Origin of the sequence: Cryobacterium inferilacus, assembly GCF_019599185.1 — a bacterium.
Lineage (GTDB): Bacteria > Actinomycetota > Actinomycetes > Actinomycetales > Microbacteriaceae > Cryobacterium > Cryobacterium inferilacus.
Genome location: NZ_JAIEUL010000011.1, coordinates 82,824 through 103,574, shown reverse-complemented (window position 1 = coordinate 103,574; position 20,751 = coordinate 82,824). Strand labels below are relative to the sequence as shown.

The 20,751-nt window shown below is 67.4% G+C and carries 17 protein-coding genes and 1 pseudogene; 12 read left to right on the top strand and 6 right to left on the bottom strand.

Going from position 1 to position 20,751, the window contains the following annotated elements; translation table 11 throughout:
- Positions 1–51: 51 nt before the first annotated feature.
- The 4 genes from trxA to K2F54_RS11430 form a co-directional block, all read right to left on the bottom strand.
- A complete protein-coding gene (gene trxA / locus K2F54_RS11445) occupies positions 52–375 on the bottom strand; it encodes a thioredoxin (protein ID WP_220605990.1) in 324 nt (107 codons plus the stop codon).
- Between the two features lie 10 nt (positions 376–385).
- Positions 386–1,360: a thioredoxin-disulfide reductase gene (gene trxB, locus K2F54_RS11440; protein ID WP_220605989.1), complete on the bottom strand. Its 975-nt coding sequence runs from the start codon at positions 1,358–1,360 to the stop codon at positions 386–388.
- A 163-nt stretch (positions 1,361–1,523) separates the two neighbouring features.
- Positions 1,524–3,137, bottom strand: a complete 1,614-nt coding sequence (gene murJ, locus K2F54_RS11435; protein WP_308287628.1) for a murein biosynthesis integral membrane protein MurJ — start codon at positions 3,135–3,137, stop codon at positions 1,524–1,526.
- Positions 3,130–5,409, bottom strand: a complete 2,280-nt coding sequence (locus K2F54_RS11430) for a DUF6049 family protein (RefSeq protein ID WP_220605987.1) — start codon at positions 5,407–5,409, stop codon at positions 3,130–3,132. The genes murJ and K2F54_RS11430 overlap by 8 nt, the downstream gene beginning before the upstream one ends.
- An 89-nt stretch (positions 5,410–5,498) precedes the next feature.
- Here K2F54_RS11430 and K2F54_RS11425 point away from each other — a divergent pair, with 89 nt between their 5' ends.
- The 7 genes and pseudogenes from K2F54_RS11425 to dnaB all read left to right on the top strand — a co-directional run bounded on the left by K2F54_RS11425 (position 5,499) and on the right by dnaB (position 11,765).
- A complete protein-coding gene (locus tag K2F54_RS11425; protein ID WP_220605986.1) occupies positions 5,499–6,929 on the top strand; it encodes a CCA tRNA nucleotidyltransferase in 1,431 nt (476 codons plus the stop codon).
- Between the two features lie 133 nt (positions 6,930–7,062).
- Positions 7,063–7,941, top strand: a complete 879-nt coding sequence (locus K2F54_RS11420; protein WP_220605985.1) for a hypothetical protein — start codon at positions 7,063–7,065, stop codon at positions 7,939–7,941.
- A gap of 183 nt (positions 7,942–8,124) precedes the next feature.
- A pseudogene (rpsF, locus tag K2F54_RS11415) lies at positions 8,125–8,481 on the top strand (30S ribosomal protein S6); the annotation flags it as partial.
- A gap of 150 nt (positions 8,482–8,631) precedes the next feature.
- Entirely contained in the window at positions 8,632–9,141 is a 510-nt protein-coding gene (locus tag K2F54_RS11410) for a single-stranded DNA-binding protein (RefSeq protein WP_088457765.1), read from the top strand.
- A 55-nt stretch (positions 9,142–9,196) separates the two neighbouring features.
- On the top strand, positions 9,197–9,460 hold the full coding sequence (rpsR, locus tag K2F54_RS11405) for a 30S ribosomal protein S18 (protein WP_035835236.1): 264 nt from the start codon (positions 9,197–9,199) through the stop codon (positions 9,458–9,460).
- A gap of 11 nt (positions 9,461–9,471) precedes the next feature.
- Positions 9,472–9,921 carry a 50S ribosomal protein L9 gene (rplI, locus tag K2F54_RS11400; protein WP_220605983.1) on the top strand — a complete coding sequence of 150 codons (450 nt, stop codon included), beginning with the start codon at positions 9,472–9,474 and terminating at the stop codon, positions 9,919–9,921.
- A gap of 440 nt (positions 9,922–10,361) precedes the next feature.
- Complete coding sequence (gene dnaB, locus K2F54_RS11395) at positions 10,362–11,765, top strand: replicative DNA helicase (protein WP_220605982.1); 1,404 nt, start codon at positions 10,362–10,364, stop codon at positions 11,763–11,765.
- Positions 11,766–11,796: 31 nt separating this feature from the next.
- On the opposite strand, the gene hrpB is transcribed toward dnaB, so the two are convergent.
- Both hrpB and K2F54_RS11385 read right to left on the bottom strand, forming a co-directional pair.
- Positions 11,797–14,355, bottom strand: a complete 2,559-nt coding sequence (gene hrpB / locus K2F54_RS11390; protein ID WP_220605981.1) for an ATP-dependent helicase HrpB — start codon at positions 14,353–14,355, stop codon at positions 11,797–11,799.
- Positions 14,356–14,560: 205 nt separating this feature from the next.
- A complete protein-coding gene (locus K2F54_RS11385) occupies positions 14,561–16,483 on the bottom strand; it encodes a BCCT family transporter (RefSeq protein WP_308287627.1) in 1,923 nt (640 codons plus the stop codon).
- Positions 16,484–16,894: 411 nt separating this feature from the next.
- Between K2F54_RS11385 and K2F54_RS11380 the strand changes: the two genes are divergently transcribed.
- From K2F54_RS11380 to K2F54_RS11360, 5 genes are all read left to right on the top strand, one after another.
- Positions 16,895–18,040, top strand: a complete 1,146-nt coding sequence (locus K2F54_RS11380) for a Re/Si-specific NAD(P)(+) transhydrogenase subunit alpha (protein ID WP_220605980.1) — start codon at positions 16,895–16,897, stop codon at positions 18,038–18,040.
- On the top strand, positions 18,040–18,348 hold the full coding sequence (locus K2F54_RS11375; protein ID WP_220605979.1) for an NAD(P) transhydrogenase subunit alpha part 2: 309 nt from the start codon (positions 18,040–18,042) through the stop codon (positions 18,346–18,348). Before K2F54_RS11380 ends, K2F54_RS11375 begins: the two co-directional genes overlap by 1 nt.
- Positions 18,345–19,718: an NAD(P)(+) transhydrogenase (Re/Si-specific) subunit beta gene (locus tag K2F54_RS11370; RefSeq protein WP_220605978.1), complete on the top strand. Its 1,374-nt coding sequence runs from the start codon at positions 18,345–18,347 to the stop codon at positions 19,716–19,718. Before K2F54_RS11375 ends, K2F54_RS11370 begins: the two co-directional genes overlap by 4 nt.
- A 90-nt stretch (positions 19,719–19,808) precedes the next feature.
- Positions 19,809–20,408: an HdeD family acid-resistance protein gene (locus tag K2F54_RS11365; protein WP_220605977.1), complete on the top strand. Its 600-nt coding sequence runs from the start codon at positions 19,809–19,811 to the stop codon at positions 20,406–20,408.
- Positions 20,405–20,674 carry a hypothetical protein gene (locus K2F54_RS11360; RefSeq protein ID WP_220605976.1) on the top strand — a complete coding sequence of 90 codons (270 nt, stop codon included), beginning with the start codon at positions 20,405–20,407 and terminating at the stop codon, positions 20,672–20,674. The genes K2F54_RS11365 and K2F54_RS11360 overlap by 4 nt, the downstream gene beginning before the upstream one ends.
- Positions 20,675–20,751: the final 77 nt, after the last annotated feature.

Genomic DNA, 20,751 nt, shown 5'->3' with positions numbered 1-20,751 from the left:
CGCCCGGCGGGTGCCGGGCGGGTGTGGGGTTCGTCGAGGAACCTGCCGCGGCTACTTGAGGTAGGCGGCCAGGTCGGCTTCGAGGGCGGGCTTCGGCTTGGCGCCGATGACGGTCTTGACGACCTCGCCCTTCTGGAAAACCTTCATCGCGGGGATGGAGGTGATCATGTACTTCGCGGCCAGGGCCGGGTGGTCGTCGACGTTGAGCTTGACGATGTCGATCGTGTCGGAGTTCTCCGCGGCGATCTGGTCGAGGATCGGGCTGACGGCGCGGCACGGGCCACACCACTCGGCCCAGAAGTCCACCAGGACGGTCTTCTCGTTGTTGATGACTTCTGACTCGAAGGTGGCGTCGGTGACGGCGCGTGCTGACATGTGGTGCTCCTTAGTTGGTTGCGTTTGCGAATTCGGGGTCGCCGGCCGCGGCCAGCAGGTCTTCGGGGAGGGTGGCCAGGTAGTGCTCGGCGTCCAGAGCGGCCACGGTGCCGCTGGCGGCCGCGGTAACGGCCTGGCGGTAGGTGGGGTCGATGACGTCTCCGGCGGCGAACACGCCCGCCTGGCTGGTCTTGGAGGACCGCCCCGCAACGGCGATGGTGCCGTCGCTGGTGAGGTCGAGCAGGTCATGCACCAGGTGGGTGCGCGGGTCGTTGCCGATCGCGACGAAGAGACCGCCGACCGGGAGGTTGCTCTCCGCGCCCGTGACGGTGTCGCGCAGGCGGAGGCCCTCAACGGCCTCTTCACCGTCGATGCCGACGACCTCGGTGTTCCACACGAATTCGATCTTCGGGTGCGACAGTGCGCGTTCCTGCATGATCTTGGAGGCGCGCAGGGTGTCCTTGCGGTGGATGATGTAGACCTTGCTGGCGAAGCGGGTGAGGAAGGTGGCCTCCTCCATGGCGGAGTCGCCGCCGCCGACGACAGCAATGACCTTCTCCTTGAAGAAGAACCCGTCGCAGGTGGCGCACCAGGACACGCCCCGGCCGCTGAGGCGCTCTTCGTCCTCGATGCCGAGCTTGCGATAGGCGGAGCCGGTCGCGAAGATGATCGACAGCGCTTCGTGCTTCTCGCCGTTGCCCAGGGTCACCGACTTCACGGTGTCGCCGAATTCCAGCTTGGTGACGTCGTCGTAGACGACCTCGGTGCCGAACTTCTCGGCCTGCTCCTGCATCTTCGCCATCAGTTCCGGACCCTGGATGCCGTCGGCGAAGCCGGGGAAGTTCTCCACGTCGGTGGTGTTCATGAGTTCCCCGCCGGCCTCGACCGAGCTGGCGATCAGAAGCGGCTTCATGTTCGCGCGGGCGGCGTAGATGGCGGCCGTGAATCCGGCAGGACCCGAACCGATGATGATGATCTGACGCACGCGGAACTCCTTGAAATCAGTGGGAGAGACGCCCTGCGGCGCCTCACTTTCGGGTACAACACATCCTAATCGGATGATATTCCGTGCCAGCCGGCCCCTGGCCGCCTCTGGGGGCCGTTGTTCAGCGGCCGGTCACCTGCGCGATACCTGCCGTCGCGGCGGCTTAGCGCCGGAATCGAGCCAGCACGGGGGTCAGGAAACCATGCAGTTCCTGGCTGCGCATGAGCAGCAGCAGCGCGAAGTACAGTGCGGCCATGACCGAACCGATCACCGCCATGGAGAGGATCGCCGGCACGATGCCCGACACGGCGTAGCCACCCTCTGCCGTGCCGCCCAGCGCCGTCAGAACCCAGATTCCCGCGGCGACCGGTATGAGCACGGCGACGAAATACTTGACCAGGCTGCGCAGGATGCGCCGGCCATCGATGCCGCCGAGCCGCCGGCGCAGCAGCCACGCGGCCAGGATCGCCTGCAGGATTCCCGACACCGTCACGACCAAGGCGATGCCGAAGGCGATCCATTCCGGCGGGAGGAGCGCGCAGCCGAGCACACCCGTGATCACGAGGGCGACCTGGAACAGCGTGAAGAAGAAGGGCGTTCGGGTGTCGCCCAGCGCGTAGAAGGTGCGTTGCACGACGAAGAGCACACAGAACGCCACCAGCCCCAGCAGGAAGGCGATGATGACATTGCCGATGGCCTGAACTTGCTCGAACCCGGCCTCGCCGAAGACCCGGGCGAACGGGTAGGCGCACACCATGATGACGGCGCTCGCGAGCACGATCAGCAGGGTGGTCCCACGGATGGCGGAGGAGGCATCCGTGCGCAGCTTGTCGGTGTCGTCTCGGGAGGCGTGCTCGCTCATCCGGGTGAAGTAGGCGGTGGCCACCGAGACCGTGATGATCGAGTGCGGCAGCATGAAGATCAACCAGGCCGTGCTCATGACAGTGGCGGATGCGCCCTCCCCGGAGGCGAGCGACACCACCTGGGTTTCCACAACACCGGCGATCGTCGTCAGCAGCAGCATGCCGAAGGTCCAGCTGGCCATCTTGCCCGCTGTGCCGAGGCCCACACCGCGGAATCTGAAGTCGGGGCGGTAGCGCAGGCCGATCCGCCGCCAGAAGTAGTACAGCACCACGGCCTGCAGCACCACGCCGAGCGTCGCGCTGCCCGCGAGCAGAGCGGTCATGGCCGGCGTGAAGTCCACGGGTGTGCGCTCGGCATTCGGGTCCACGCCGAACAAGACGGCGAACAGGAGCAGGCCGCCGATCGAGATGACGTTGTTGAGCACCGGGACCCAGGTGAACGGGCCGAACGATTTGCGGGCGTTGAGCACCTCGCCCAGCACCGTATACAGGCCGTAGAAGAAGATCTGCGGCAGGCACCAGTAGGCAAAGGCAGTGGCCAACGACAACTGCTCGGGTGAGAAACCCAGGGCGATGAACCGGGTGATCAGGGGCGCCAGCAACGTCGCGACCAGGGTTGTGACGGCCAGGATGCTCAGCGCCAGGGTGACGAGCTTGTTGATGTAGGCGGTGCCGCCGTCATCGTGCAGACTCGCCCGCACGATCTGCGGCACGAGAACCGCGGTGAGCACGCCGCCCGCCACGATCGTGTACACCGTGTTCGGCAGCTGGTTGGCGACGGTGAAGGCGTCGGGCACGTTGCCGATCTGCCCGATGATATTGGCGAAGACGATGACCTTGACGAACCCGAGGAGTCGGGAGACCATCGTGCCCGATGCCAGGATGGCGCTGGCGCGGCCGACGCCGCTAGCCACGGGGGGCCGCCGGGGCGTCTGGGTCGGACTCGAGGTCGGCATCCGGATTGGCCTCGGCACTGGCAGTCTCGGCGCGGTCACGACGGCGATGCACGATATTGCGCCAGACGCCGAAACCGAAGAACAGCACGACGAGGGCGGCGAAGATGCGGGAGCCGATGCCCTCCCAGTCCGCGCGCACATTCACCGGGATCAGGGACGGCTGGTCCATGATTGTGCCAGACGGAGTCGACAGAGTGACCCGGAGGGTGACAGCACCGTTACCGACGGCGGCGCTCACCGGGATGGACACGGTCTTGGCGGACGCGGCATCGATCACGGTCTCAACGTCATTGCCCACCACGAGGCGCCCATTGGAGGGGACAACGCTGACGCGCACCGTGGCGGCCTGGTTGAGCGCGTTGTTCAACGTGATGGGGATATCGACCTTGCTGCCGACGACGTTGACGGGCCCGGTCGTGATCACCGTCACCGAACTCAGCACGGTGCGGGAGGCGGCCAGGTTCTCACCGACGGCGGTGCGCCAGTCGCCGGGAGTGGACTCCCACGAGGTGGCGAGCAGCCCGAGCAGGGCCAAACGGTGCGGGGCGGTCACTGCCAGCGGATCGGCCAGTGCGCCGGCGAATTCGACCACTTCGGCCTCCCGGTCGATCAGCCGGCCGGCCAGGTCGACGCTGGTGGCCGGGGCGGACTTGGACACGAAGGAGACATCGGCGGAGACCGGGGTCGCCGCCGCCTCGGTGAAGGTGGTGGCGGCAAACCAAGGCAGGTTCCCCAGGCTGTCGATCGTCTGGCTCAGTCGGGAGGCGTCCTGCGGCCACCCCCGGTCGAGCGTGGCCAACAGGGTGAGGGCCTCGTCCGGGTTCGTGGCCGCGACAATGGCCACTTGGGCCGACAACTCCGCCATTGCTCCGCGCCAGGACACGTCGGTGGTGGCGGTGACGGCCCGGCGAAGCGCCTGCGAGACACCGGTATCGGCGACCAGGCCGACCTGATCCGAGCCCAGGGCGACCGTGGTGCTCTCGGTGACGGTGGGATCGTCCCTGTCGACGTTGCCGGACGCGAGGATGGTACGGGCCAAGCCGGCCGTCGAGAACGCGGTCAAGTCCGCCTGCGCGACGATGTTGTCTGCGGGCCAGGCGACTGTCGTGGTGCTGTAATCCCAGTCGAGCAGCTGCTCGAGAGTGGGCACCGTGACGGTCCCGTCCGGCTGCGGGACTTCGGTAGATGTCGGTGTCGGAATATTGGGATCGGCCGGGGTGTCCTCGGCCGCCGGCGGCACGGTGGCCGCTGCCGATGGGAAGAGTGCCGGATCGGCGGCAAATTCGAGCGAGGTGGGGGTGAGCGGCCCTGAGGCGCCGGCCTGGGTGGCCAGGGCCGGGTCCGAGTCCGCATACCCGAGAGGGAATATCTCGTTGGATGCCTGAGCGAGACGGTCGAGCCACCGCACCGCGGAGTCGGGAGCTGCGGAGCCCAGAATCCGGATGGAGGCGATGATCATCGGGTCGATGCCGATGGCCACCGGCCGGTTGATGACGCCGTCCAGCTGCCGGGTGAGAATTCCCGACTCAGCCGTATAGGTCGTGAGGTCTTCGGCGCTGATCAATCCAGTGGTCGAGGGGGGAGTGGTGATCGGCATGGCAATCGCCAGATCGACAGGGGTCACGCTCGGGGGAGTGGCCGTGCTGGTGTCCGGGTACCAAACGAAGGTGGACTCATCCGTCGCGCGCACGGAGTCGCCGACGGTGAGGGAGGCCGCGATGCCCCGCGGACCCCACGGGCTCCACTCGAAGAGACCGAGCGACTCATCCGGCACGCTCACCGGGATGCTGACACTGCTGTGCGCGGGCACAGCGTCGGCGAGGGGCACGCTGGTCAGCAACTCGCCGAAATCGCTGTCCTCCTCCGGGTCAAGCCAATCGTTGACGGCAGCCCGGGTGGTGAGCGCCTGGTCGGCCAGGAAGACCTCGACCGACCCGGTCGGAAGGGCCGCGGCGGTGTCATTGGTCACCGTCACGGTGACCTGCAGCGGCTGGTCGAGGTGCAGGGTCGACGAACCGCTGGGGGTGAGCTCGATCGAGACGGTGTCGTCATCCGTGGCGGAGGGAACCGAGACGGGCGCGGCCTGGGCGGTCGCGGGCAGAGCGGACGCGGAGCCCGATTCGGTCAGAACCGGCCAGAACGCCAGGGGTGCGCACAGCAGCGCGGCCACGATTCGCCGCCGAAGCGCGGGGAGCGCGGGCCGACGCACGTGAATCGGATCGGCCACCATGTACGGGATTCTACGGCGTCGACAGGGGAGAACCCTCCAGCGGCCGGCACCGCACCGTGCGGCGGGTACAGAGCAACTACCATGGGGTCATGCAGAGCGTCGCGGCAGCCCTCGCAAGACTGGGCGACCTGGCTGCCTCCCCCACAGTGTCCAGATTGGCGAACGCGTTCGCCCAGGCGGGTTTCGAGTTGGCCCTCGTCGGCGGTCCGGTCCGCGATGCGTTCCTCGACAAGGTCACCAATGACCTGGACTTCACAACGAACGCGACGCCGGATCAGATCCTCGCGATCGTCACCCCGATCGCGGAGGCGCACTGGGACATCGGCCGTGCCTTCGGCACGATCGGCGCCCAGATCGCGGGCGAAAAGGTCGAAATCACCACCTACCGCGCGGACAGCTATGACGGCCAGACCCGCCGCCCGGACGTGGTGTTCGGCAGCAGCCTGGACGACGACCTGCTCCGACGGGATTTCACCGTCAACGCGCTCGCGTTGCGGTTGCCACAGATGACGCTCGTCGACCCGTCCAACGGCATCGACGACCTTCTGAAGGGTGTGTTGCGCACGCCGACGGCACCCGAGATCTCCTTCGGTGACGACCCGCTGCGGATGATGCGGGCAGCACGATTCACCGCCCAGCTGGGTTTCTCCTTAGAAATGGACACGGCCATCGCGATGGCCGCGATGGCGGGCAGCATCGACATCATCTCCGCCGAGCGGGTGGGTGACGAGCTGGGCAAGCTCCTGCGCTCGGCCAACCCGCGTGCCGGCATCGAGCTGCTCGTGGACTCCGGCCTGGCCGCGATCGTTCTGCCCGAGATCCCGGCCCTGCGCCTCGAGGTTGATGAACACCACCACCACAAGGATGTCTACCAGCACACGCTCACGGTGCTCGATCAGGCCATCGGCTACGAGCGGTCGCGGCAGAACCTGACCGAACCCGATCTTGTGGTGCGGTTGGCCGCCCTCATGCACGACATCGGCAAGCCGGCCACGCGCAAACTCGAGTCCGGCGGAGTGGTCAGCTTTTATCACCACGACGTCGTCGGCGCGAAGCTGGCCAAGAAACGCCTGCGGGCCCTGCGCTTCGACAACGACACCATCTCCGCAGTGTCGCGGCTGGTCGAACTGCACCTGCGGTTCTTCGGCTACACCGAGGGCGCGTGGACCGACTCCGCGGTGCGCCGGTACGTGCGGGATGCCGGGGACCAGTTGGAACGGCTGCACATTCTCACCCGAGCCGATGTGACGACCCGCAACCGGCGCAAGGCCGACCGGCTCGCCTTCGCCTATGACGACCTGGAGCAGCGCATCAGCGAGCTCGCCGCCCAGGAGGAAATGGACTCCGTGCGTCCCGACCTCGACGGCGAGCAGATCATGGGCGTGCTGGGCCTCACGCCGGGGCGCGAGGTGGGCGAGGCCTACCGGTACCTGCTCGAGCAGCGCCTCGACGACGGACCGCTCGGCGTCGAGGAGGCCACCCGTCGCCTGCAGTCCTGGTGGGCCGCCCGCGACGCCTGACCATACGGGCCCGAGCCGTCTGCTGCCCGGGTGAGCCTGGTCACGTCTCCTCCACAGGGCGTCGGTCCTGAGCTGTGTCCACAGCATCCGGTCTGACGGGTCGTCCGGCCGCGGCCACGGGCACTCTCGGTGCATGTACACCTCCCACCGTGTCGACAACGACACCATCCGCGTACCCCGCGGCATCGAACCGGACCGGTACCGAGACCTCTCGACCGACGTCTGGGCACTAGCGGACCGCGATGGCCGCTACCTGATGCGCATCTATGGCGAGGTCCTGAGACGGCGATCCCGGCCGGTGCTCAGCCACCTGTCCGCTGCCCGACTGTGGGGCTTACCCATCCTCGGTCCGTGGCCCCACGCCGTGCACGTGTGCGGCGGCCGCAACCATGTCCAGAGCTCCACCGAGGAGATCGTCTGGCACCGGGACTACCTCTCCGATACCGATATAACGGAGGTGGGCGGCCTTCTGACCACCTCGCGGCTGCGCACCATGCTCGACCTGGCGCTCACTCAGCCGTTCCGATCCGCCGTGATCAGTCTGGATGCGGCGTTACAGGAGCGATTCGTGCTGCCGGGCGGGGTTGTTCTGCCGCCGGTGCGGAAGGAACGCCTGCTTGAACGGGTGTCGGCTTTGGGCGCAGACCCTCGCGCCGGCCGGGCGCGGGAGGCGGCCTCCTTCGCCGACGGACGATCCTCGTCGAGTGGGCAGTCGCTGAGCCGGGCCACGATGCGGGTGTCACGGCTCCCGCTTCCCGCCCTGCAGGCCGTGTACCAGCACTCCACCGGGGAAGACCGGGTGGATTTTCGTTGGGAGCCGCGGTTTCACATCAGACGGCACACCGTGCTGGGCGAGTTCGATTGCGAGGTCCGGCGGGATGCGGATCCGGGTCGACTGAGCCGTCTGGCCGGGCCGGGCAGAGTGCTCACCCAGTGGCGGTGGGCGGACGCCCTGCATCCGGCCCGTCTGGGCGCGGTGTTGGCCGCCGCCGGGCTGCGAGTGGAGTCCTGATGCCGACCGAATACTTCCCGGTGCGGAGGGCACCGGGGCGGGAAGGTGGCGCCACAGCCATGATTCCAGTAGTCTTGGCAGGTTGTCTGTGTGCCGGATTCCCGGCCTCCACGTTCAACACATGCACAACCCTCCTGTTGCAGAGATACTGCAGCCGTTTAGTCCGAAGGAGGTGGGTTAGTCATGCATCAGTACGAATTGATGGTTATCCTCGATCCCGAACTCGATGAGCGCATCGTCGCTCCCAGCCTTGACAAGTTCCTCAACGTTGTTCGCAACGATGGTGGAACCATTGACAAGGTTGACGTTTGGGGTCGCCGTCGTCTCGCTTATGAGATCAACAAGAAGGCCGAGGGCATCTACGCCGTCGTCGACTTCACCGCAAACGCCGCAGCAACTGCCGAGCTCGACCGTCAGCTGAAGCTGTCGGAAGCCGTCATGCGCACCAAGGTGCTTCGCGCAGAAGAGGGCATCGCCCAGGTTGCCGTCGCAAGCAAGCTTGCCGCCGAGAAGGCAGCCCGCAAGGCAGCCAACCCGAAGGCTGCTGCTCCGGTCAAGGCCGACGCTCCTGCCGCAGCTCCTGCTGCCAAGGTCGCCGCATCCGCAAAGCCTGCAGCTGCTTCGGCAGCTCCGGTCGCCGCGGACGCTCCTGCCGAGGCAGACGCCGACAAGGCAAGCGACAAGTAGCCCATGGCCGGCGAGACCGTAATCACCGTGGTGGGCAACCTCACCAGCGATCCGGAGCTGCGTTACACGCAGAACGGGCTGGCGGTAGCCAACTTCACCATCGCCTCCACTCCGCGCAATTTCGATCGCGCAACGAGTGAGTGGAAAGATGGCGAGGCGCTGTTCCTGCGCGCGAGCGTTTGGCGTGAATTCGCCGAGCACGTCGCTGGATCACTGACCAAGGGTTCCCGTGTCATCGCTTCCGGGCGTCTCAAGCAGCGTTCGTATGAGACCAAGGAAGGTGAAAAGCGCACGAGCATGGAGCTCGAGATTGACGAAATTGGTCCGTCGCTGCGCTACGCCACCGCCTCCCTCACCCGCGCGCAGTCATCCTCTGCCCCCCGCGGCGGCGCGCCCGTCGCGCAGCAGCAGGGTAACGACGAGCCCTGGGCTCCCAGCGCCCCCGCAGCCAACACTGGCGGCGGCGACGTCTGGAACACCCCGGGCAACTTCAGCGACGAGACCCCCTTCTAAGCCCAACCTTCACGGTTGACGGCTGCACTCATACGTTTAAGAAAGTAAGGAAATCATGGCTGGAAAGTCGAGCGGCGACCGCCGCAAGCCGCTCCGCGGTGCTAAGGGTGGCAAGAACGCTGCTCCCGCGAAGTCGATCCGAGTTGGTGTCATCGATTACAAAGATGTCCCCACTCTTCGGAAGTTCATCTCAGAGCGTGGAAAGATCCGCGCCCGCCGCATCACCGGCGTCTCCGTCCAGGAGCAGCGCCTGATCGCGCGTGCCGTCAAGAACGCCCGCGAAATGGCCTTGCTGCCCTACGCCGGCTCAGGCCGGTAAGGAGCCCTCACATGTCGAAACTGATTCTGACGCACGAGGTCTCCGGCCTCGGTACCCCCGGTGACATCGTTGATGTCAAGAACGGGTTCGCTCGTAACTACCTTCTTCCCCAGGGCTTCGCTGTTGCGTGGACCCGCGGTGGCGAGAAGCAGATCGAGCAGATCAAGGCAGCCCGCGTAGCCCGCGAGCACGCCACCCTCGAAGAGGCCCAGGCTCTCAAGGCAACCCTTGAGAACACCAAGGTCAAGCTGGTCGTCAAGGCCGGCGCCGGCGGACGCCTCTTCGGCTCCGTCAAGACCACCGACGTGGCCGAGGCAGTTGCCGCGGCCGGCCTCGGTGCCATCGACAAGCGCAAGGTCGAGCTCAGCCCGATCAAGGCGATCGGTGAGCACCAGGCGACGGTACGTCTCCGCGACGAGGTCAGCGCGACTATCACCCTTCTGGTTGTAGCCGCCAAGTAATCCCGTTTCACGAAGAAGTAGCGACGAGCCCGACAGGGACCGTCGCTACTTCTTTTTTGCGCGTGCACCAACCCCCGTTCTTGGCACATTTTTAGTGAGTATTGCACCGCTTTGTGCACAGGTGTCCACCTATTTCACCAACATTCAAGGGTGCGTTGAAACTAGTTTTTGCACACCCATGTGAATAGTTTAATTACCTGGTCAAATGGGCATTTTTACCGGCAAAGTTAATAGTTGTCCACAGGTGAGTGCACAGGTTGTGCACAAGTCACGCGGCGTTTCGCGCAGATTATCCACACTGTTATCCACAGGCTGGTTTGGCCGCACAGGGGAGTCTCTCTATGGTGGGCAGGCGGGTACAACCGCACCTGTCTGCGTGCCGGACCGCCACTGTCAGCGGGTCCTGATACACCTGAACCACACCACGAAGGAGGCTCGGCGTGTCGATAGCTCACCTGGGTTTGGCCGACCAACGCTCGGACCAGCGCGGCTCCGACTACCGCGGCAATTCTGAGCCCCGTCACAGCGAGCGCACCCCGCCCCACGACCTTCTCGCCGAGCAGAGCGCCCTGGGCGGCATGATGCTGAGCAAGGATGCCGTCGCCGACGTCGTCGAGACCGTGCGGGCCGCGGACTTCTATGTGCCCAAGCACGAGATCATCTTCGACGCGATCCTCTCGCTCTACGCGCAGGGTGAACCCACCGACGTCATCACCGTCACCGACGAGCTCACCAAACTGGGCGAGATCTCCAGGGCCGGCGGTGCCGACTACCTCCACACGCTCACCAGCCTCGTGCCCACCGCTGCCAACGCGGGGTTCTACGCGACGATCGTGGCCGAGCGATCCATGCTGCGCAAGCTCGTCGACGCCGGAACCCGGATCGCCCAGATGGGCTACGCCGGCGAGGGTGAGGTGCTCGATCTGGTCAACACCGCCCAGGCGGAGATCTACTCGATCACCGGAAGCACCGAGACCGAGGACTACGTCCCGCTCACCGACGCCGTCACGGCAGCGATCGAAGACATTGAGGCCGCCAAGCTCAAGGACGGCCAGTTCACCGGTGTGCCCACCGGGTTCGCCGACCTCGACGAACTCACCAACGGTTTCCACGGCGGCCAGCTGATCATCGTCGCCGCCCGCCCCGCGCTCGGAAAGTCCACCCTGGCGCTGGACTTCGCCCGGGCCGCGTCCATTCACCACGACATGCCGAGCATCTTCTTCTCCCTCGAAATGGGGCGCAGTGAGATCGCCATGCGTCTGCTCGCCGCCGAGGCATCCGTGCCGCTGCAGAGCATGCGCAAGGGCAACGTGGAGGCGCGCGACTGGACCACCATCGCCGCCACTCGCGGGCGCATCAACGACGCCCCGCTGTACATCGACGACAGCCCCAACATGACCCTGGTGGAGATCCGCGCGAAGTGCCGACGGCTCAAGCAGCGCGTCGGCCTCAAGCTCGTCGTGATCGACTATCTGCAGCTGATGACCTCCGGCAAGAAGGTCGAGTCCCGCCAGCAGGAGGTCAGTGAGTTCTCCCGTGCTCTCAAGCTCCTCGCCAAGGAGCTGCAGGTGCCGGTGATCGCCCTCTCCCAGCTGAACCGTGGTCCGGAGCAGCGCGCAGACAAGATGCCCGCGATCTCCGACCTCCGCGAGTCCGGCTCGCTCGAGCAGGACGCCGACATGGTCATCCTGCTGCACCGCGAGAGCGCCTATGAGAAAGACAACCCCCGAGCCGGTGAGGCAGACCTGATCGTGGCCAAGCACCGTAACGGACCCACCCGCACCGTGACCGTGGCCTTCCACGGCCACTACTCCCGCTTCGCGGACATGGTGGCCGGGGCGTAGCTGTGAGCTGACCGCAGGGTGTGTCGCGGCCCTAGCCCAGGGCAGCGCGGCGCGTGGTGTGCCGGGTGGGCACAGCGGACCACGGGTCCTCCGGCCAGGGGTGCTTCGGGTAGCGTCCGCGCATCTCCGCTCGCACCTGCGAGTACGGACCTGCCCAGAAGGAGGCGAGGTCGTCGGTCACGGCAAGGGGATGCCCGGCAGGGGAAAGCAAGTGGAACAACACCGGCACTCGTCCTCTGCAGATTCGTGGGGTCTCTGCCCACCCGAAGCATTCCTGGAGTTTCACAGCCACAACGGGACGAGCTGACGAATCATCGACGGGTGGGTAGCTGAGACGGACATGCGAGCCGCTGGGCACCTGGAGCCGTTCCGGAACCAGAGCATCGAGGTCGACGGCGGCCGGCCACGGCAGGATGCGACGGAGCGCAGGGGCGAGGTCGATGCTCGCAGCCGGAGTGCCGGCGGCGAGGTCTGACAACTCGGGGCCGAGCCAGGAATCGAGCCTGTCAAGCAGAACGGTGTCTGAGACGTCCGGCCAGGGCGATCCGAGCTCGCGATGCAGCAGCGCGAGGCGACGCCGCAGGGCGTCCGCGGCGTCTGACCAGATGAACACTCCGAGCCCCTGCTCTGTGACGGCGCGGCGCACGGCGTCCCGTCCGCCATCGTCCGCCTGTACGCGCACCGGCACGGACGAGCGAATGATCGCGCCGATCCGACGTTCACGACGCGCGACAACGCGTCCGTTCACGAACTGGGCTTCGACCCTGTCGGTGCAGAGCTGGGGCGCCACCTGCTCCGCTTGGTCCTCCGAGATGATGGCGGCAGAGCGGATGAGTGCTCCGGTTCCCGCGGCCGCTCGCCCCTGTGCCCGCGTCACGTCGGCCACCGCCAACCAGTCGGCACTCGCGAGCGGACCGGTGATCCCGGCACGGGTTCCGGAGGCGAGGAGGAAGGTTGCGCCGTTCGGTGACTGATCGACGCGGCGAGCGATCCACTCGGGGAACGCGAGCGCGATGAGCAGTCCGGTCTGATCAGAGCTTCCTCGCGCCGTGTCGGTGTCCCCGGTGAAGCGAACCAGACGCCGCACCTCCTGCTCCCATCGGCGGGCATCCGGGCTTCGTCCGGTGCGCAGCGCGGTGAGCGTGGCCTGGGCGTCTCCGTCGGCAACGCGGAGATCACCGCTGAGCAGCGCAATGACTTCGGCCGCGGTACGCCCGCCGACCAGGTCACTCCCTGCGCGCAGTGCACGGGCGAGGCGAGGAGCTGTCGGGATGCGCGCGAGCGCTCGCCCGTGGTCGGTGGCGCGTTCAGCGGCATCGATCGCGCCGAGCCCGCGCAGGGCGGCGAGGGCCTCGCCCAGGCTGACGGAGGGAAGCGGATCGACCAGCCGCAGCCCCAGACCGCTAGGGGCGCCCCAGCAGGCGAGGAGCAGGGCCGCCTCGGTGAGGTCTGCCGCCTGGATCTCGGGGGCAGCGTGCGTCGGCGCCGTGGCGAAGGTGCGCTCGTCGACGCAGCGCACCACGACGCCAGGCCCCTGCCTGGTGGCGCGCCCCGAGCGCTGGATGGCGGAGGCCTTGGGCGTCGGGCCGGTGACGAGACCGCTCATCCCGCGCGCAGCATCCCGCTGTGGAGCACGAGACAGGCAGGTGTCGACGACCAGGCGCACACCGGGCACGGTCAGAGAGGATTCGGCCAGTGAGGTCGTGACGATGATCCGTGCCGCACCAGCGGGGCTCCGCCCACTGATCACCGCGTCCTGCTCTGCGGCGGGGATCTGGCCGTGCAGTTCGCGCACGTCGAATTCCGCGCCGAGACCACGGATGCGTCCGGCGATCTCGGAGACCTCACGCGCACCCGGCGCGAAGACGAGGGCATCGGCGGCCGGGTCCGTGCGCACGAGGGTGCGGTGTGCGGCAACCGCGGTGCTCGCGACATGATCGAGGAAGGCCCGGGTCACCCCTCGTTCATCCAGTCGAGGTGTGGGAGAAGGCGCCCAGCGCACCTCGAGTGGATGGGCCGGTGCGCTCTGGGTCACGATCGGGGCCGGGCACGCATCCGTACCGAGAACTGTCGCGAACCGCTCGGCGTCGAGGGTCGCGGACATCGCGATGAGGACGAGGTCGTCGCGCAGCTCGCGGACCTCGCCGAGTAGCCCGATCAGCAGGTCCGTCTCCAAAGCCCGTTCGTGCACTTCGTCGATGATGACCGCATCGATCCCGTCGAGACCGGGGTCATCGAGCAGTCGGCGCAGAAGCACGCCGGCGGTGACGAACTCGATCAGGGTGGATGGACTCACCTGATGTGCGCCACGGACGGTGTATCCGACACGAGAGCCGAGAGAGGATCCGTCCAACTGCGCGAGTCGTCGTGCGGCAGCGCGGGCAGCGACCCGGCGTGGCTGAGTGACGATCACACGACCCGGAACCCGATCGGCGAGGATGGGCGGCACGAGTGTCGTCTTTCCCGTGCCCGGCGGCGCGCTGACGACCACGGTGCGGCTCCGATCAAGCGCAGCATGCAGATCATCGATCGCCGAGGCGAAGGCGAGCCCGCGACCTAGTCTCGACGGATCGAACGAAAGACGGGTCACGTCCTCAGTCTGTCGCGTTTGGGGGGTGTGTGCTTACGTGTCGCAGGTACCGAGCCTCGACTCGGGGCCCACCCGACGAACCTGGCGAGCCAGTGGCCCGCTTCGGCAACCGACGAAAAAGGCCTGACAGTCGGGATGGTCCCGCCTGTCAGGCCTTTTCGGTGTGCGGCGCGTCAGGCCCGGCCGGCCCGGTGCGCCAGACGGCTCACGACGTGCGCGGGGCGTCCGGGTCGGCGTGCGGCGCCGCGGAGGCATCTGGCGTCACAGCGTCGGGTTCGGCGTGGTCTGCCGCCTCAAGGTGCGCCGACGACGTGTCTGCCGGGGTCTGCGGGTCCTGAGGCATCAGGTCGCCCAGGTCCTGCATCGCTCCGATCTCCTCCGGGGTGAGTTCGCCCAGGTCGGGACGGTCGACGAGCGGGGTCGCGCCGCGCGGCCGACGCGGCCAGAAGGCGCGTCGTTCCCGTGTCTGCACGGAGACGTTCCCGGCGGCATCCGTGATGGCGGCGCTGATGCGGCCGTCCATCTGGTCGCCGAAGTGGTCGTCGAAGTTGTTCTCCAGGTGGTTGGTCACGCTCTTGCTGATCCGTCGGGCCATCTCCTCGCGGCGCACCCGGCGTTCAACCTGCACGAGAACCTGGTGTTCGGCCCTGAAGGCCCGATAGGTGGCGATGCACATACCGATCATCACCACACTGACGGGGATGGCGGTGAGGATGGCACCGGTCTGCAGCGCCGACAGGCCACCGGCCAGCAGCAGCGCGATCGCGACGATGCCGACCAGGCTGGCCCAGAGCACGCGGCTCCACTTGGGCGGGTCGGTCTCTCCGCCGGAGGCGAGCATGTCGATGACGAGAGACCCGGAATCTGCGGAGGTGATGAAGAAGATCGCCACGATCGCCACGGCCAACACCGCCAATACCCCCGCGAACGGAAGCTGGGCCAGGAAATCGAACAGCACGTTCTCCGGCACGATGCCGACCTCGGGGTCGACCAGGGCCTCGGGGTTCTCCCAGACCTGCTTGATGACGCTGCCGCCCATCACCGCGAACCAGAGGAAGGTGACGAGGGTGGGAACCAGCAGCACGCCGGCGACGAACTCGCGCACGGTGCGACCGCGGGAGATGCGGGCGATGAAGACGCCGACGAACGGCGCCCAGGAGATCCACCAGCCCCAGTAGAAGACCGTCCAGCTGCCCTGCCAGTCCAGTCCGGCTTGGCCGGTGAACGCGCTGGAGTCGAAGGTGAGGCCGACGATGTTCTGGAAGTAGCCGCCGAGGGATTCCACGAACACCCGCAACAGGTACATGGTGGGGCCCAGCAGCAGGACGGCGAGGAGGAACAGGCCCGCCGCGCCGAGGTTGATGTTGGAGAGCCACTTGACGCCCTTGCCGACACCGCTGACGACGCTGGCGATGGCGATCAGGGTGATGATCACGATCAGTACCACCAGCAGAGTGTTGCTGACCGAGTCGACGACACCGAGATGGCGAAGGCCCGCGGCGATCTGCTTCACACCGAGCCCGAGCGAGGTCGCCACACCGAACAGGGTGCCGACGATGGCGGTGACGTCGATGGCGTCGCCCAGGCGACCCTTGACCTTGTCGCCGAGCAGCGGCTCCAGGGCCCAACGGATGGACACCGGCCGGCCCTTGCGGTGAATGGCGTAGGCCAGCGACAGGCCCACGACGGCGTAGACCGCCCAGGCGTGGAAGCCCCAGTGCAGGAAGGTCTGCGACATGGCGGCGGCCGCGAGTTCGGGTTGGCTGCCGTGCACACCCGGCTTGGGCTCCAGGAAGTAGGTGAGCGGCTCAGCGGCTCCCCAGAAGACCAGGCCGATACCCATGCCGGCGGCGAACAGCATCGCGAACCAGGACATCAGGCCGAACTCCGGTGCGTCGTCGTCCTGGCCGAGCTTGATGTCGCCGAACCGGCTCAGGCCCATCCACACCGCGAAGATCACGAAGACGGCGACCAGCACGACGTAGTACGGGCCGAGGCCGGCCACGACCAGGGTCTGCAGCTGCGCGAGCACCGCGCCGGTGCGGACGGGGAAGAAGATGCTGACCAGCACGACGGCGACGATGATGCCCAGCGCCGGGTAGAAAATGCGGGGGGCCGGCACGTGCACGCCGAAACGGGGCCTCGTGACGGTGGGGGTGGAGCGGGTGGGTGGAGATGTCGGCGATGGCGGAGCGCTGGGGAGGCGCGCCGCGTCGTCGGGTTCGATGGAACTGATAACGAGCAACCAATCGGTCGAGGCATCCGTTTCGCCGAGGACTGCTCGGGTGTGAATGCCGGCGGCAGTGCGGGACGATCATGCGATTCGAGACGGGGCGGGCGCCGATAAGCGGCGCAGGCAACCCTCTACCTTATGAGGTCCACCCGGCGGTTGGCCACCCTGGCAGGGTCTTTCGGCCCTGAAACACCGGTCGGATCGGGAAAACCCGACGGTACGCTACGGAGTGAGATCGCCCTTGGACGCGCGAACGCCCCCGTTTACGCTCGCCTGGTGGCCGATGTGTCGAAGGAGTGGGTACCCGTGAAGGTTGGCATTGGGCGTGAACGCCGAGAGGGCGAGAAACGCGTCGCAGTAACACCGGAGACGGTGACCCAACTCACCGGTCTCGGTGTCGGCGTCACCGTCGAATCCGGTGCCGGACTGGCCGCGGGGTACTCCGACGCGGCCTACCGCACCGCCGGTGCCGAGCTGGTGGAGGTCTTCGACGCCGCATCCTTCGACGTGCTCTGCCACGTGCGCCCCCTCAGCCCCGAACTGGCCGCAACGCTGCCGGCGGGCACCATCACGGTGGGCCTGGCGTCCCCGGCTGCCGAACTGCCGACGGTGGCGGCCCTGGCCGCCGCGAAGGTCACCGCCTTCGCCCTCGAACTGGTGCCGCGCATCTCCCGCGCCCAGTCGATGGATGCGCTCACCTCGCAGGCACTCGTCGCCGGGTACCGTGCGGTACTCGAGGCCACCATCCGCTTCCCCCGGTTCTTCCCGCTTTATATGACCGCCGCAGGCACCATCCCACCGGCCCGCGTGCTCGTGCTCGGCGCCGGCGTCGCCGGCTTGCAGGCCATCGGCACGGCCAAGCGTCTGGGTGCCAGGGTCTCCGCGTATGACGTGCGCCCGGCATCCGCCGACGAGGTCACCTCGATGGGCGGCACCTTCATCACCCTCGACCTGGCCGCCGTCGAAGGCGCGGGCGGATACGCCAGCGAACTCGCCGAAGACCGCGCCGTACGCCAACGGGAACTGCTCGCCCCCTATGTGGCCAAGGCGGATGTGCTCATCACCACCGCAGCGATCCCCGGTCGACCCGCCCCGCTGCTGGTGACCCTGGACATGGTCAGGGCAATGCCGGCCGGCTCCGTGGTCGTCGACCTCGCCGCTGAAACCGGTGGCAACGTCGAGGGCGTTCGTGCCGGCGTCGACCAGCTGATTCCCACCGCGGCCGGCGACGGCTCGGTCACCCTGGTCGGCATGCGGGACGCCGCCTCGGCGATGGCCTCCGACGCATCCCGGCTGTACGCCAAGAACGTTGCCAACCTGCTCGCGCTGATGACCAGCGACGGGCAGGTCGTCCCCGACTTCACCGACGAGGTCATCGCCGGCGCCTGTCTCACCGCCGGCGGCGAGGTGCGCCACGCACCGACCGCGACCGCGCTGGAAGGAATGAACTGATGGATCCGATCACTCTCCTCACGGTCATTGTGCTGACCGTCTTCGTCGGCTTCGAGGTGGTCTCCAAGGTGTCGAGCACCCTGCACACCCCCCTGATGAGCGGCGCCAACGCCATCCACGGGATCATCCTGGTCGGCGCGATCATCGTCGCCGGTCAGCTCGACGACCCGTGGCTGATCGCGGTCGCGCTGCTGGCCGTTGCCCTCGCCACCGCCAACCTCGTCGGCGGATTCGTCGTCACCGACCGGATGCTCGGCATGTTCCGCGGCCGGAAGCCCGCCGCCACCCCGAAGGACACCACCAAATGAGCCTCCTGTCCGCCGAATGGACCGCGCTGCTGTACCTGATCGCTGCCGTCTGCTTCATCCTCGCCCTCAAGGGTCTGAGCTCACCCAAGACCGCCAGACGCGGCAACCTGATCGGCGCCGCCGGGGCGGCCCTCGCCGTGATCACGGTGTTCCTCTCGGCCAAGCTCGACAACATCCCGCTGATCCTGCTGGCCATCCTCGTGGGTTCCGCGATCTCGGCGCCCATCTCCCGCCGGGTGCAGATGACCCAGATGCCCCAACTCGTCGCGCTCTTCAACGGGGTCGGCGGCGGCGCGGCCGCGCTCGTCGCGATGCTCGAACTGGGCCACAGCGACGGCCCCTGGGTGCTCGTGGCCGTGGTGTTCACCATGCTCGTCGGCGCCGTGTCGTTCGCCGGTTCGGCGATCACCGTCGCCAAACTGCAGGAACTGATCACCACCCGCCCGGTGATCTTCCCCGGCATGAAGTGGGTCATGACCCTGGCGGCCGTGGCCGCGCTGGTCGTGGGTGGCTTCGTCGTGGCCACGGGCTCAACGGGCTGGGCGCTGCTGCTGCTGGTGCTCGGCCTGGCGCTCGGGCTGCTGCTGGTACTGCCCGTCGGCGGCGCCGATGTGCCCATCGTCATCTCGCTCCTGAACGCGTTCACCGGTCTCGCCGTCGCCGCATCCGGTGTGGTGCTCGACAACGTGCTGCTCGTCGTCGCCGGAACGCTCGTCGGGGCCAGCGGTACGATCCTCACCCGCGCCATGGCGTCCGCCATGGGCCGCGGTGTCAGCGGGATCATGTTCGGCGCCTTCCGGGGCGGGTCCACCGCCGGCTCCACCGTGCAGAGTGACCGCCCGGTGCGCTCCTCCAACGCGGAGGACGTGGCCGTGATGCTCGCCTACGCCCAGCGGGTCGTGATCGTGCCCGGCTACGGGCTGGCCGTGGCCCAGGGCCAGCACACCATCGCCGAGCTGGCCACGACCCTCGAGGCGCGCGGCGTGGCCGTGGACTTCGCCATCCACCCCGTCGCCGGGCGGATGCCCGGCCACATGAACGTGCTGCTCGCCGAGGCCAACGTGCCATACGAGTCGCTCAAGGAAATGGCCGAGGTCAACCCCGAGTTCAAGAACACCGATGTGGTGCTCGTCGTCGGCGCGAACGACGTGGTCAACCCGGCCGCGAAGACCTCACCGGGTTCGCCGATCTACGGGATGCCGATCCTCGAGGTGGAGGAGGGCCGCCAGATCGTCTTCCTCAAGCGGTCGATGCGCCCCGGCTTCGCCGGAATCGAGAACGAGCTCTTGTTCGACCCGAAGACCACGCTGCTGTTCGGTGACGCCAAGGATTCGCTCACCAAGGTGCTCGGCGCGGTCAACGCGCTCTGACGGTCGGGGAGCGCGAGGGGGCGCGCACGGGAGGTGGGCAGGGCCGCCGCGTAGACTGGGAGGACTCCCTGCGACGAAAGAGGTGCCCGCGTGGCGCACGCCCCGGCAGCAGCCGTCATCGGCACCCGGTACTGGACCCTGCCCGTTGCGCGCGCCATCGTGGCGTTCGTGCCCGCGGCCGTGATCACGTTCAACGCGGACCACTCCGCGCAATTCGGTCTCCTCGTCTTCGGCGCCTTCGCGCTGGTGAACGGCCTGGTCACCGTCCTGCTGAGCTGGAGGACCGTCACCGACCTGAAGGACCGCCGGATCTTCGTGATTCAGGGCGCCGTCGGGGTCGTCGCCGGCGTGCTCGCGCTGGCCGTGACCGCCGGGGGCCTCGGCTTCTTCCTCTACATCGTCTCGGTGTGGGCGGCGGTCACCGGTGTTCTCGAGCTGTACACCGGCATCCGGGTGCGTGGCCGTGGCCAGGTGGCCAGGGACTGGCTCATCGTCGGCGCACTCACCGCCGTGCTGGCGCTGGTGTTCCTGCTCCTACCGCCGCACGCCGTCGTCGCCGTGGGCCTGCTCGGCGCCTACCTGGTGATCATCGGCGTCTACCTGGTCATCGCCGGCGTCTCCCTCACCACCCCGTCGGCGGATGCGCCGCGCGACCTGGCTTCCTCCTCCACAGATTCGGACACCCCGTGACCCAGAACACCCCGCACAAGCCCACCAGGAGCGAGATCCTCAAGCCCGTCGAGCTGGTCGCCATCTCCGCCGCCATGGGCCTCTTCGTCGGGCTCACCATCATGCTGGCCACCCGCAACCTGGCACTGTCATCCATCTCCCTGGGCATCACCTTCATCATCGCTCTCGTCGTGATCGCGATGTTCACGCTGAGCATGAAGCCGGACGAGGCCGAGAAGAGCGACCTGGACGAGCAGAACCAGAGCGGCAAAAACACGGGCCATTAGCCCCGGGTACCCGCTTCACCCGGTGCTTTAATGGACCCATCGTGGTCCGTATCCCGGTAGGCCTTCCCGTGACAGGT